The sequence below is a fragment of the Streptomyces sp. NBC_01549 genome (assembly GCF_026339955.1).
Lineage (GTDB): Bacteria > Actinomycetota > Actinomycetes > Streptomycetales > Streptomycetaceae > Streptomyces.
Genome location: NZ_JAPEPW010000001.1, coordinates 3,858,423 through 3,870,604 on the forward strand (window position 1 = coordinate 3,858,423; position 12,182 = coordinate 3,870,604).

Consider the following 12,182-nt stretch of genomic DNA (forward strand, 5'->3'; position numbering starts at 1 on the left):
GGGGGAAGATTACGGCAACGACTTGCGGGGTCCTAATTTAGGGACCTACCGTCAGTGACGCGACGCACACACTGCGAAACCCCGGGGCGCCGGAAGCGCACCGCTCCGTCACGCCATGACGGCTGCGTCAATGCCACCGCCCGGCATTCTCAACTCCCCTCCCCACGAACGGAGTTCACCCATGCCCGAAACCGTCGCCGAACCCTGGGAGTACATGATGTACATCCCCCACGACCTCCGCGCCGTCACCGTCAGTCGCCGTACCGTCCGCCTGATCCTCACCCTGCACGGCCTGATCCGCCTCACCGACGTCGCCGAGCTGATCGCGGCCGAGCTGGTCTCCAACGCCGTACGGCATACGAAGGGACAGGCGGCGCTACGGGTGCAGTGGCGGGCCGGGACCCTGCGCATCGGAGCCTGGGACGCGGACCCGCAGCCTCCCGAGCCGTCCCTGCCATTGGACCGGCTCACCGACGCCGAGGAGGGCCGCGGCCTCGCCCTGGTCCGGGCCTGCGCCGACGAGTGGTCGTGGCAGCCGCTGACCAGGAACGGGCGGCGCGGCAAGTACGTGTGGTGTGACCTGGCCGCGGCGTAGCTCGTTGATCACGTCGTACAGAAAGGAGGGCCGATGGTCAGCTCGTCGCATGAGGCGCTGCATCAGATCTGCCAGAAGGACACGGAGGGGATGATCCGAAGCTTCCGGCGGCTGTTGCACGTGCCGTTTCCGGAGCCGCGCGCAATCGCCGTGGTCAACACGGACTTAACCGAGATCGAGCCGGTCGAGCGCCGCGTGGACAGTCTGGTCCGGATGGACACCGATGAGGGTGACTTTCTGCTCGTGCTGGAGTCGCAGGGCAAGAAGGACGAGAGGAAGCGCGGGAGCTGGCCGTACTACCTCTCGTACCTCTACGAGAAGTACCGCTGTGAGCCGGTGCTGATCGTCATGACCCAAAGCCGGTCCACCGCCCGGTGGGCAGCCCAGCCCATCCGGTTCGGTCTGCCGGGGTGGTCCTCGCTGGTCGTGCGGCCGCTGGTCCTCGGGCCCGACAACGTGCCGGTGATCGCGGACGAGACGGAGGCGGCGCGGGACGTCACCCTGGCGGTGTTTTCGGCGATTACGCATGGTAAGGGGGCGAATGCCGCTGCGATACTGGGGCCACTCGCGACGGTTCTGGAGACGGTGGATCCCGACAGCGCGGTGGTGCTCGCGGAGCTTGTCGAGTCAGGCCTGGTCGATGCACAGGCGAAGAAGATCTGGAAGGAGCTGATGATGCCGGTGAACTACTTCTTCAAGAACCCGGTCGCGCAGAAGGTGAGGGAGGAGACGCGCGTCGAGGATTGGAGCGAGGTGATCTTGAACATCTTGAAGTGGCGAGACATCGAAGTTCCCGACTCCGTCCGGCTTCGCGTGCGTGCGTGCTCCGACCTGGACCAGCTCAAGGCCTGGTCGGAACGAGCCATCCACGTGACCGAAGCTACCGAACTGTTCGATGACGACGGGGTCTGAGGAGACCTCTTCATCCCCGAAGGGCCCGCGTAGCCGCATGGGGCCGGAGGCCCCCGCGCACTCCAGCCCCGCCCCACACCAGCTACTCCGACGGAGGCTTCTCCTCCGGCAGTGGCACCGGCGGAGCCAGCGGCCGTAGCCACAGCCACAGCAAGAAGAAAATGCCCAGGGCCAGCATGCCCAGGCCGGTCCAGAGGTTGATGTTGACGCCTTGGGCCTTGGCGAGTTCGGCGTCGGAGACGGTCAGGCCCGCGAGGGTGACGATGACGCCGTAGACGACGAACAGGCCGCCGATGATGGTGCGGATGTCGAAGAGGCGGGTCGCGGTCGCGGACTGGTGCTCCAGCTCCGTGACCTCGCGTTGGACGTCGCGATCGGAGTAGTGGTCGGAGTCGTGGTCGGACATGGTTGCTCAGGCCTCCTTCGTCAGAACGAGAACGGGATGTAGCAGGCCGCCGCCAGGATCAGCGCGCCCCAGCCCAGCAGCGCCGGCCTGCGGTACCACGCGTCGTCGCCGGCGGCTGGCGGCTCGGCCATGCCGGGGGAGACGGTGCCGTAGACCAGGCCTTGGAGGTCCTCCGCCGGTTTGGGGGCCGTGAAGAGGGAGACCGCGACCATCACCACCGCGCCGGCCACGAAGCCCGCGATCGCCGAGACGAAGTTGGCGCCCTGGTCGGAGGGGATGGCGATGATCCCCTGCTTGTAGATGACGAAGTAGTTGACCATCGCTGCCGTCGTGCCTGCCAGCAGGCCCCAGAAGCCCGACTTCGCGGACGCGCGCTTCCAGAACATGCCGACGATGAAGGCCACGAACATCGGCACGTTGAAGAAGGAGAAGAGGGTCTGCAGGTAGGCCATGATGTTGGAGAAGGACGACGCCAGGAACGCCGTGCCGATCGACGCCAGCACGCCGATCACCGTGATCAGACGGCCGAAGCGGACGTAGTAGGAGTCCTCCCGGTCGGTCACGACGTACCTCCGCCAGATGTCCGACGTGAACACCGTGTTGAACGACGAGACGTTGGCCGCCATGCCCGCCATGAAGGCCGCCAGGAGCCCGGTCACCGCGATGCCCAGCACGCCGTTGGGCAGCAGTTCCTGCATCAGGTATGGGACCGCGTCGTTGTACTGGAGGTTCGAGCCGCCCGTGCCGATCCTGGGCACCAGGACGGCCGCCACCAGGCCCGGGATCATCACCAGGAAGACGATGAAGATCTTGGGGAACGCCGCGATGAGCGGGGTGCGCTGGGCCGCCGACAGGTTCTTCGCCGAGAGCGCGCGCTGCACCTCCGCGAAGTTCGTCGTCCAGTAGCCGAAGGAGAGGACGAAGCCGAGGCCGAGGACGATGGTCAGCCAGTTCGCGCCCAGCGGGTTCACATGCCCGATGCCCGTACCGCCCCAGGCGGTGGTGAAGTCGCTGCCGTGCGTCTTGTCGAGCGAGTGGGTCAGACCGTCCCAGCCGCCGACCCGCTTCAGGCCGAGCGCGGCGATCGGGATCAGGGCCGCGAGGATCACGAAGAACTGCAGCACCTCGTTGTAGATCGCCGAGGACAGACCGCCGAGCGTGATGTACGCCAGGACGAAGAACCCGGCGATCACGATCGCCACCCACTGCGGCCAGCCGAGCAGCGCCTCGACCACGATCGCCAGTGAGTACAGGTTGACGCCCGCGATCAGGATCGCGGCGAAGGCGAACAGGATCGAACTCAGCAGGTGTGCGGCCTTGTCGAAGCGCAGGAGCAGGAACTCCGGGACCGAGCGGACCTTCGAGCCGTAGTAGAACGGCATCATCACCAGGCCCAGGAACACCATGGCGGGGATGGCGCCGATCCAGTACCAGTGCACGGTGTAGACGCCGTACTGCGCGCTGTTCGCGGCCATCCCCAGGATCTCGGTCGCGCCGAGGTTGGCGGAGATGAAGGCGAGGCCGGTGATCCAGGCGGGCAGTGAGCGGCCGGAGAGGAAGAAGTCGAGGCTGGTCTTGACCGAGGCCTTGGCGGCGAAGCCGATGCCGAGCACGACCACGAAGTAGATGCCGAGGATCGTGTAGTCGAGCCCGTTCGTGGGGAGCCGGAGCCCTGCGGCGAGGTATGTGGGGGCATGCATGCCGGTATCCCTGCCCCATGAGTCCCACGACGCTGCCCAAGCTTCACCGAGACCCCCCAAATCCCCGCAGGCATTGACGTTCCTGTTGCTTTGTGGTTTGTTGTGTTCGGTTATGTTTGATGGTTGGGTGTGGTGTGGATGAGGAGTCCAGCGGTGAAGAAGACCTCGACCCGGCTCGCCGACGGTCGTGAGCTGATCTACTACGACGCGCGCGACGACAAGGTGCGCGACGCGGTGGACCGCCGCCCGCTGGAACCCACCGTCACCAGCTCCCAGGTGCGCCGCGACCCGCTGCTCGGCGACTCGGTCGCGATCGCCTCGCACCGCCAGGGGCGCACCTACCACCCCCCGGCGAACGAGTGCCCCCTGTGCCCCTCGCAGGGCGACCGGCTGAGCGAGATCCCGGACTCCTCGTACGACGTCGTCGTCTTCGAGAATCGTTTCCCCTCGCTCGCCGGCGACTCCGGGCGCTGCGAGGTCGTCTGCTTCACCTCCGACCACGACTCCTCCTTCGCCGACCTCACCGAGGAGCAGGCGGGGCTCGTCCTGGAGGCGTGGACGGACCGCACGGCGGAGCTGTCCCACCTCTCCTCCGTCGAACAGGTCTTCTGTTTCGAGAACCGCGGTGCCGAGATCGGTGTCACCCTCGGCCACCCGCACGGGCAGATCTACGGCTACCCGTTCACCACCCCGCGTACGGCCCTGATGCTGCGCTCGCTGGCCGCGCACAAGGAGGCCACCGGCGGCGAGAACCTCTTCGACGACGTCGTCGCACGCGAACTCGCCGAGGGCGACCGGATCGTCCTGGAGACCGAGCAGTGGGTCGCCTTCGTGCCGTACGCCGCGCACTGGCCCTACGAGGTCCACCTCTACCCCAAGCGGCGCGTGCCCGACCTGCTCGGGCTCGACGAGGAGGCGCGCACAGAGTTCCCCCAGGTCTATCTGGAACTCTTGAGACGCTTCGACCGGATCTTCGATGGGCCGGGTGGTGGGAAAGAAGGTGAGGGCGAGCCTCCGACGCCGTACATCGCCGCCTGGCACCAGGCGCCGTTCGGCGCGCTGGAGGAGTTCGAGGGCGTGAGCAGGGACGACTTCGCGCTTCACCTCGAGCTTTTCACCATTCGCCGCACTTCCGGCAAGCTGAAGTTCCTCGCGGGTTCCGAGTCCGGCATGAACGTGTTCATCAACGACGTGCCGCCGGAATCCGCGGCCCAGCGACTGCGAGAGGTAGCGAGTTCATGAGTGGGAAGTACCTGGTCACGGGTGGCGCGGGCTATGTCGGCAGCGTGGTCGCGCAGCACCTGATCGAGGCCGGTCACGAGGTGACGGTCCTCGACAACCTGTCGACGGGCTTCCGCGAGGGCGTGCCCGCCGGGGCCGCCTTCATCGAGGGCGACATCCGCGACGCCGCCAAGTGGCTGGACTCCTCCTACGACGCCGTGCTCCACTTCGCCGCGTTCTCGCAGGTCGGCGAGTCCGTCGTGAAGCCCGAGAAGTACTGGGACAACAACGTCGGCGGCAGCATGGCGCTGCTCGCGGCGATGCGCGAGGCGGGCGTGCGCAAGCTGGTCTTCTCCTCCACGGCGGCCACGTACGGCGAGCCGGAGCAGAGCCCGATCGTCGAGTCCGCGCCGACGAAGCCCACCAACCCCTACGGCGCCTCCAAGCTCGCCGTCGACCACATGATCACCGGCGAGGCGGCGGCCCACGGACTGGGCGCGGTGTCGCTGCGCTACTTCAACGTGGCCGGCGCCTACGGGGCGCAGGGCGAGCGCCACGACCCCGAGTCGCACCTCATCCCGCTCGTCCTCCAGGTCGCGCAGGGACGGCGGGAGGCGATCTCCGTCTTCGGCGACGACTACCCGACGCCGGACGGCACCTGCGTCCGCGACTACATCCATGTGGCGGACCTGGCGGAGGCGCATCTGCTGGCCGTCGAGGCGGCCACCGCCGGTGAACACCTCATCTGCAACCTCGGCAACGGCAACGGCTTCTCCGTCCGCGAGGTCATCGAGACCGTCCGCCAGGTCACGGGACACCCGATCCCCGAGGTCATGGCCCCGCGCCGGGCCGGAGACCCGGCCGTGCTCGTCGCCTCGGCGGCGACCGCGCGCGAGCGGCTCGGCTGGAACCCGTCCCGCGCGGATCTCGCGGGGATCGTCGCGGACGCGTGGGCGTTCGCTCAGAACAGGGAGCGGTAGGTAATTCGGTGGGCGTACGCGAGGGGTTCGAGGAGCTGTACGGGACCGCACCGGAAGGCGTCTGGGCGGCGCCCGGGCGGGTCAACCTGATCGGCGAGTACACGGACTTCAACGAGGGGTTCGTGATGCCGCTCGCCCTGCCGCACACGGCGGTGGCGGCGGTGTCGCGACGCACGGACGGGGTGCTGCGACTGCACTCCGCCGACATCGAGGGTCCGGTCGTCGAACTGCACGTCGACGAGCTGGTGCCGCTGACCAACACCAGCTGGGCCGCCTACCCGGCGGGCGTGGTGTGGGCGCTGCGCGAGGCGGGGCACGCGGTGACGGGCGCGGATGTGCACCTCGCCTCGACCGTGCCGACGGGGGCGGGCCTGTCCTCCTCCGCCGCTCTGGAGGTCGTGACGGCGCTCGCCCTCAACGACCTGTACGAACTCGGCCTCACCGGGCCCGAACTGGCCCGCCTCGCCCAGCGCGCCGAGAACGACTTCGTCGGCGTGCCCTGCGGGATCATGGACCAGACGGCGTCCGCGTGCTGCACCGAGGGGCACGCCCTGCACCTCGACTGCCGTGACCTGTCCATCCGTCAGGTCCCCTTCGATCTGGCCTCTCAGGGGCTGGCGCTGCTGGTCGTCGACACGCGGGTGAAGCACGCGCTGGGCGACGGGGCGTACGCCGAGCGGCGTGAAGGATGCGAAGAGGGCGCGCGGCAGCTCGGGGTCTCGCATCTGCGGGATGTCGCGTACGAGGAGCTCGACGCCGCGCTCGCGCGCCTCTCGGACGAGCGTGTACGCCGATACGTTCGCCACGTCGTCTCGGACGATCACCGGGTCGATCGGGTCATCACCCTGCTGGACGCCGGGGACGTCCGGGCGATCGGGCCGGTCCTCACGGACGGGCACGCCTCGCTCCGGGACGACCTGCGGATCTCCTGCGAAGAGCTGGACCTGGTGGTTGCCACGGCGAACGCCGCGGGGGCGCTGGGGGCGCGGATGACGGGGGGCGGGTTCGGTGGCTCGGCGATCGTGCTGGTGGAGTCCGCCGATGTGGACACGGTGACGAAGGCGGTGACCGAGGCGTTCGGCTCCGCCGGTTACCGGGCTCCTCGGGTCTTCCCGGCGGTGCCGTCGGCAGGAGCCCGCCGCCTGAGCTGACGTCCCGCGAGGAACCCCTCGGTCAGCTCAACCGTTTCGTCAAGGTGTACTCCGTGACCCCCGGCGGATAGTCGGGGATCACGCACACCACCGTGTAGCCCTGTTTCTTGTAGAACTCGGGTGCTTGGAAGTCCCAGGTCTCCAGGCGGGAGTTGCGGCAGCCGCGCTCCTCGTGAGCGAGACGCTCGGCCTCGGCGAGGAGGCGGGCGCCGAGGCCCGCACCGCGGTGGACGTCGTCCACCCACAGGTACGTCACATGCAGCCACGTCGTCCAGGTGTGACCGACGAGCCCGCCCGCGAGCACCCCGTCGGCGTCCAAGACCCAGACGTGGAGCGGAAGTTCCCGTTCGGCAGGGGTGCCGCGCAGGGCACGGAGGACCGGAGACGCCTGCGTGTTGGTGTCGCGCAGCCGCCGGCGGAGCAGATCACGCCGGTCTTTGTCGTCTCCTGTCTCCATACGAAACATACGGCTCACCATAAACGCGCTGGCCAATCAGTTCTGCAAATTGCCTTCCGCTGCCCGCCCCCGGTCGTACCCTGTGAACAGTGCCGGTGGGGGCCGGTGCTGATCAGGGGGCGAGACAGTCGGGTACGACGCCCGAAGTGGGGGTAGCAGTTTCAGCACGGCGGCGGCCGTGCGGCTGCGGCACCCCGTCTTCCGAGTTCGAGCGGGCTCGGGATCACTTCGGGTGTCGTACCTGCGCCGGTCCGTCCCCCGACCAGTGGGGGTTTCAGTGGTTCGCATCCGTGTTCTGGTCGTCGACGATCACCGCATCTTCGCCGAGTCGCTCGCCGCCGCCCTGGCCGCCGAGCCCGACGTCGACGTGTCCGCCGCCGGCAGCGGCCCGGCCGCGCTGCGCTGCCTGGAGCGGGCGTCCGCGGAGGGCCGCAGATTCGACGTGCTGCTCGTCGACGCCGATCTGGGCGGCAATCTGCCCGGCGCCCGTCCCGCCGTACCGGTCCAGGAGGGCAACGAGGACGGGCTCGTCGACGGCATCTCGCTGGTCGCGGGCGTTCGTTCGGGGCAACCGAGCGTGCGCATCGTCGTGCTCGCGGAGAAGGACGATCCGCGCCGGGCCGCCCTCGCGCTGCAGGCCGGCGCCTCGGGGTGGGTCGCCAAGGACTGTTCCCTGTCGCGGCTCCTGACCGTCATACGGGGTGTGCTGCGCGACGAGACGCATCTGCCGCCCGCCCTGCTCACCGGCGTCCTGCGGGAGTTGACCGCCGCGCGCAAGCACCGCACCGAGAGCGAGCGGCTGGTCGAGTCGCTCACGCCGCGCGAGCGGGAGGTGCTGCGGTGCATGGTCGCGGGGCTGGGGAGGAAGGCCGTCGCGGAGAGGCTGTTCCTCTCCCCGCACACCGTGCGCACCCATATGCAGAACGTGCTGGGGAAGTTGGGCGTCCACTCGACGCTCGCCGCGGTCGCGCTCGCCCGCCGGGCCGGGGTCGGGCCCGTCGACCTAGCCGGGGATGTTGTCGAACGGGGCGGTCAGCTGGCGTAGCAGGGACGCGAGTTCACCGCGCTGCGCCTTGCTGAGTTCGGCCAGGATCGCGCGCTCCTGGTCGAGGAGTCCGGCGAGCGCCTGGTCGGCCCGGTCGCGTCCCTCGTCCGTGAGGCGCACGAGCACGCCCCGGCGGTCGCTCGGGTCCGGGAGGCGCTCCACCAGGCCCTTCTTCGTCAACCGGTCGATGCGGTTGGTCATCGTGCCGGAGGTGACGAGCGTCTGCGTGAGCAGCTGGCCGGGGGAGAGCTGGTAGGGGGAGCCCGCGCGCCGCAGCGCGGTCAGCACGTCGAACTCCCAGGGCTCCAGGCTGTGCTCGGAGAACGCCAGCCGTCGGGCGCGGTCCAGGTGCCGGGCGAGCCTGCTCACCCGGCTGAGTACCTCGAGCGGTTCCACGTCGAGGTCAGGGCGCTCCCGGCGCCACGCTGCGACCAGCCGATCGACCTCGTCCTCCATGACGATCAGTGTAGTGGTTGTGTCGACATGAAGTCTCTTGATATCAAGTCTCTTGACATCAAGATAAGCGTGAGGGGAAAGTAACGGACATGACCACTTCCACCTGGGATCCCGCCCAGTACCTGCGCCACGCCGGCCACCGCGCCCGCCCGTTCACCGACCTCCTCGCCCGGGTCCCCGACCTCCCCGGCACCCCTCCCCGCATCGCCGACCTCGGATGCGGCCCGGGCAACGTGACCGTCCTCCTCGCCGACCGCTGGCGCACCGCGCGCATCACCGGCTACGACAACTCACCCGAGATGCTCGCCAGGACCGAGCCGTACGCGGGCCCCACGGCCGGCGGCGGACGCCTCGACTTCGCCCACGCGGACGCGACGACCTGGGCGCCGACGCAGACGTATGACCTGATCGTGTCCAACGCGGCGCTGCAGTGGGTACCGGGGCACGTGGAGCGGTTCCGCGACTGGGTGGCCGCGCTTGCCCCCGGCGGCACCTTCGCCTTCCAGGTCCCCAACAACATCGACGCGCCCCTGCACGCCCTGATGCGCGAGCTCGCCGCCTCCGCCCGCTGGAAGGAGCGCCTCGCGGACGTCCTGCGGCACGAGGACTCCGTCCACGACCCACTGGTCTACCTGGACCGGCTGGCCCGCCTCGGCTGCGCGGTGGACGTCTGGGAGACGACGTACGAGCAGATCCTCACGGGTGAGGATCCGGTCCTGGACTGGGTGAAGGGCACGGGTCTGCGCCCGGTACTGACGGCCCTGGCCGACGACCCGGAGGCCCGGGACGACTTCGTCACCGAGTACCGCGACCTGCTCCGCGACGCCTATCCGACAGCCCCCTACGGCACGGTGCTGCCCTTCCGCCGCCTGTTCGCCGTGGCACACAAGGGAGCGTGAGGGGATGCTCGCCGCCATCGACCACGTCCAGCTCGCGGCCCCGCCCGGCTCGGAGGACCTCCTGCGCGGCTACTACGTCGGGATTCTCGGTATGACCGAGATCCGCAAGCCCCCCGTCCTCGCCGCCCGCGGCGGCTGCTGGTTCCAGGCGGGGACCGTGCGACTGCACATGGGGATCGAGAAGGACTTCCGGCCCGCGAAGAAGGCCCACCCCGGCTTGCGCGTCACCGGCGCCGAGGCGTTCGCCGCCCGCCTCCAGTCCCACAATGCCGAGGTTATCTGGGACGACGACCTGCCCGGCCACCGCCGCTTCTACTCCGAGGACCCCGTCGGCAACCGACTGGAGTTCCTGGAGCCACTCGGATCCGTGGAGCAGCTCGGATCCGTGGAGCAGCTCGAGTCCTAGGACTTGCGATGCCCTATCAGCCGCGGCTTCGGCTCCAGGCCGTCCAGGCCGTGCCAGGCCAGGTTCACCAGATGGGCCGCCACCTCCGCCTTGCGGGGCTTGCGGACATCCAGCCACCACTGACCCGTCAGAGCGACCATGCCCACCAGCGCCTGGGCGTACAGGGGAGCCAGCTTCGGGTCGAAGCCGCGCAGCTTGAACTCACGCCCCAGGATGTCCTCCACCTGGGTGGCGATGTCCGAGATCAGCGACGCGAAGGAACCCGTCGACTGGGGAATGGGCGAGTCACGGACCAGGATCCGGAAGCCGTCCGTGTACTCCTCGATGTAGTCCAAAAGAGCGAACGCCGCCTGTTCGCACAGCTCACGAGGGTGACCGGCGGTGAGAGAGCCGGTCACCATGTCCAGCAGACGGCGCATCTCGCGGTCCACCACCACCGCGTACAGCCCCTCCTTGCCGCCGAAGTGCTCGTAGACCACCGGCTTGGAGACCCCGGCCTTCGCCGCGATCTCCTCCACCGACGTCCCCTCGAAGCCCTTCGCCGCGAACAGGGTGCGACCGATCTCCAGCAGCTGCTGACGGCGCTCCGCACCGGTCATGCGGGTGCGGCGCGCACGCCGCGGCTTTTCACTGCTGCTCGGGGTGCTGCTGGAGTCGGTGGCCACACCGTCAATCATGCCGCGTCAGCGGCTTCCGTCTTGCGCTGGGAGGCCGAGGCGTCCGTGTTGCGCTTCGAATCGATACGCGAGCGTGACGGCCAGCGCACGTCGTACGCCCAGCCGAGCTGCTCGCACCAGCGAATGATCCGCGCCGAGGAGTCGACCTGGCCGCGCTGTACGCCGTGCCGCGCCGAGGTCGGATCGGCGTGGTGCAGGTTGTGCCAGGACTCACCGCAGGAGAGCACGGCCAGCCACCACACGTTGCCGGAGCGGTCCCGCGACTTGAAGGGCCGCTTGCCCACCGCGTGACAGATCGAGTTGATCGACCAGGTGACGTGGTGCAACAGCGCCACCCGGACGAGCGAGCCCCAGAAGAAACCCGTGAACGCGCCCCACCAGGACATCGTCGCCAGACCGCCGATCAGCGGCGGCAACGCGAGCGAGAGCACGGTCCACGAGATGAACTGACGCGAGATCGCGCGGATCGCCGGGTCCTTGATCAGGTCCGGCGCGTACTTCTCCTGCGAGGTCCGCTCCTCATCGAACATCCAGCCGATGTGCGCCCACCACAGGCCCTTCATCAGAGCCGGCACCGTCTCCCCGTAACGCCACGGCGAATGGGGGTCACCGTCGGCGTCGGAGAACTTGTGATGCTTGCGATGGTCGGCGACCCAGCGGACCAGGGGCCCCTCGACCGCCATCGAACCAGCGATCGCCAGCCCGATCCGCAACGGGCGCTTCGCCTTGAAGGAACCGTGCGTGAAGTAGCGGTGGTAGCCGATCGTGACGCCGTGGCAACCCAGATAGTAGAAGAAGACCAGCAGGCCGATGTCCAGCCAGCTCACCCCCCGCCCCCAGGCCAGCGGCACCGCTGCCACGAGGGCTAGGAACGGAACAACGATGAAGAGAAGCAGCGTGATCTGTTCGAGTGACCCCTTCCGCTCGCCACCCAGCGTGGCGGCGGGGGCTGAGGTGTCGTCGTGCGGCCGCGGGGCGTCGTCGATCACGTCGGGACTCGTGGGCATGAGCATCCCCTGTGGGGTTCGAGGGCGGGGGAGGTGGCCGCGTACGGGATCTGAGAGTCCTCCCGCCAACTGACGGGAGTCCCTACGCGTCCGTAACTTACGGTGTCGTAAGTATGGCAGCGCGCAGCCAGGCGGCAAGAGCCCAACAGCCTGCGCGTCCGCATGGACACCTATCCTTGGAGTCGGTCGGACAGCGCGGTCCGTTCTGATTTATTCCCGGATGCCACGTCGCTAAGCGGCACCCCGCCGCGCGGCCACCACCCGGGTTCC

14 protein-coding genes are annotated in these 12,182 nt (G+C 68.8%); 8 read left to right on the forward strand and 6 right to left on the reverse strand.

The genetic code is table 11. The features are described 5' to 3' along the window. The first annotated feature begins 181 nt into the window (after positions 1-181). Together OG819_RS17280 and OG819_RS17285 are read left to right on the forward strand one after the other, a co-directional pair. Entirely contained in the window at positions 182-595 is a 414-nt protein-coding gene (locus OG819_RS17280) for an ATP-binding protein (protein ID WP_266650234.1), read from the forward strand. 33 nt (positions 596-628) lie between these two features. After that, positions 629-1,507, forward strand: coding sequence for a hypothetical protein (locus OG819_RS17285; protein ID WP_266650236.1), 879 nt, complete (start codon positions 629-631; stop codon positions 1,505-1,507). Positions 1,508-1,589: 82 nt separating this feature from the next. Here OG819_RS17285 and OG819_RS17290 read toward each other — a convergent pair whose 3' ends face one another. Continuing rightward, a complete protein-coding gene (locus OG819_RS17290; protein ID WP_266625289.1) occupies positions 1,590-1,913 on the reverse strand; it encodes a hypothetical protein in 324 nt (107 codons plus the stop codon). Positions 1,914-1,933: 20 nt separating this feature from the next. Then, a complete protein-coding gene (locus OG819_RS17295; protein WP_266650238.1) occupies positions 1,934-3,613 on the reverse strand; it encodes a sodium:solute symporter family protein in 1,680 nt (559 codons plus the stop codon). A 153-nt stretch (positions 3,614-3,766) separates the two neighbouring features. On the opposite strand from OG819_RS17295, the gene galT reads away from it, so the two are divergent. Genes galT through galK form a run of 3 tightly spaced genes read left to right on the forward strand, consistent with a single transcriptional unit; the run spans position 3,767 to position 6,965 of the window. Further along, positions 3,767-4,855 (forward strand): galactose-1-phosphate uridylyltransferase, encoded by a 1,089-nt coding sequence (galT, locus tag OG819_RS17300; protein WP_266625285.1) that lies wholly within the window; start codon positions 3,767-3,769, stop codon positions 4,853-4,855. Then, positions 4,852-5,814 carry a UDP-glucose 4-epimerase GalE gene (gene galE, locus OG819_RS17305; RefSeq protein WP_266433868.1) on the forward strand — a complete coding sequence of 321 codons (963 nt, stop codon included), beginning with the start codon at positions 4,852-4,854 and terminating at the stop codon, positions 5,812-5,814. Before galT ends, galE begins: the two co-directional genes overlap by 4 nt. An 8-nt stretch (positions 5,815-5,822) precedes the next feature. Continuing rightward, positions 5,823-6,965, forward strand: a complete 1,143-nt coding sequence (galK, locus tag OG819_RS17310; protein WP_266625284.1) for a galactokinase — start codon at positions 5,823-5,825, stop codon at positions 6,963-6,965. Positions 6,966-6,987: 22 nt separating this feature from the next. On the opposite strand, the gene OG819_RS17315 is transcribed toward galK, so the two are convergent. After that, positions 6,988-7,443, reverse strand: coding sequence for a GNAT family N-acetyltransferase (locus OG819_RS17315; RefSeq protein WP_266625283.1), 456 nt, complete (start codon positions 7,441-7,443; stop codon positions 6,988-6,990). A 256-nt stretch (positions 7,444-7,699) separates the two neighbouring features. Here OG819_RS17315 and OG819_RS17320 point away from each other — a divergent pair, with 256 nt between their 5' ends. Next, entirely contained in the window at positions 7,700-8,467 is a 768-nt protein-coding gene (locus OG819_RS17320) for a response regulator transcription factor (RefSeq protein WP_054233027.1), read from the forward strand. Here the strand turns inward: OG819_RS17320 and tamR are convergent. Further along, positions 8,426-8,923, reverse strand: coding sequence for a MarR family transcriptional regulator TamR (tamR, locus tag OG819_RS17325; protein WP_054233026.1), 498 nt, complete (start codon positions 8,921-8,923; stop codon positions 8,426-8,428). The two genes, OG819_RS17320 and tamR, sit on opposite strands and share 42 nt — an antisense overlap. A gap of 89 nt (positions 8,924-9,012) precedes the next feature. On the opposite strand from tamR, the gene OG819_RS17330 reads away from it, so the two are divergent. Together OG819_RS17330 and OG819_RS17335 are read left to right on the forward strand one after the other, a co-directional pair. Next, the gene (locus OG819_RS17330) at positions 9,013-9,822 is read left to right on the forward strand and encodes a trans-aconitate 2-methyltransferase (RefSeq protein WP_266650240.1); all 810 of its coding nucleotides are present in this window, start codon (positions 9,013-9,015) and stop codon (positions 9,820-9,822) included. Between the two features lie 4 nt (positions 9,823-9,826). Next, positions 9,827-10,228: a glyoxalase gene (locus OG819_RS17335; protein ID WP_266650241.1), complete on the forward strand. Its 402-nt coding sequence runs from the start codon at positions 9,827-9,829 to the stop codon at positions 10,226-10,228. Here the strand turns inward: OG819_RS17335 and OG819_RS17340 are convergent. Further along, positions 10,225-10,905, reverse strand: a complete 681-nt coding sequence (locus OG819_RS17340; RefSeq protein ID WP_054233024.1) for a TetR/AcrR family transcriptional regulator — start codon at positions 10,903-10,905, stop codon at positions 10,225-10,227. The genes OG819_RS17335 and OG819_RS17340 overlap by 4 nt on opposite strands. Beyond that, positions 10,902-11,912: a fatty acid desaturase gene (locus OG819_RS17345; protein ID WP_266650242.1), complete on the reverse strand. Its 1,011-nt coding sequence runs from the start codon at positions 11,910-11,912 to the stop codon at positions 10,902-10,904. The genes OG819_RS17340 and OG819_RS17345 overlap by 4 nt, the downstream gene beginning before the upstream one ends. Between the last annotated feature and the right edge of the window lie 270 nt (positions 11,913-12,182).

Coding starts and splice junctions, on each gene's coding strand:
- OG819_RS17280 (WP_266650234.1), top strand. CDS start 182: ATGCCCGAAACCGTCGCCGAACCCTGGGAGTACATGATGTACATCCCC.
- OG819_RS17285 (WP_266650236.1), top strand. CDS start 629: ATGGTCAGCTCGTCGCATGAGGCGCTGCATCAGATCTGCCAGAAGGAC.
- OG819_RS17290 (WP_266625289.1), bottom strand. CDS start 1,913: ATGTCCGACCACGACTCCGACCACTACTCCGATCGCGACGTCCAACGC.
- OG819_RS17295 (WP_266650238.1), bottom strand. CDS start 3,613: ATGCATGCCCCCACATACCTCGCCGCAGGGCTCCGGCTCCCCACGAAC.
- galE (WP_266433868.1), top strand. CDS start 4,852: ATGAGTGGGAAGTACCTGGTCACGGGTGGCGCGGGCTATGTCGGCAGC.
- OG819_RS17315 (WP_266625283.1), bottom strand. CDS start 7,443: ATGGTGAGCCGTATGTTTCGTATGGAGACAGGAGACGACAAAGACCGG.
- tamR (WP_054233026.1), bottom strand. CDS start 8,923: ATGGAGGACGAGGTCGATCGGCTGGTCGCAGCGTGGCGCCGGGAGCGC.
- OG819_RS17330 (WP_266650240.1), top strand. CDS start 9,013: ATGACCACTTCCACCTGGGATCCCGCCCAGTACCTGCGCCACGCCGGC.
- OG819_RS17335 (WP_266650241.1), top strand. CDS start 9,827: ATGCTCGCCGCCATCGACCACGTCCAGCTCGCGGCCCCGCCCGGCTCG.
- OG819_RS17340 (WP_054233024.1), bottom strand. CDS start 10,905: ATGATTGACGGTGTGGCCACCGACTCCAGCAGCACCCCGAGCAGCAGT.
- OG819_RS17345 (WP_266650242.1), bottom strand. CDS start 11,912: ATGCCCACGAGTCCCGACGTGATCGACGACGCCCCGCGGCCGCACGAC.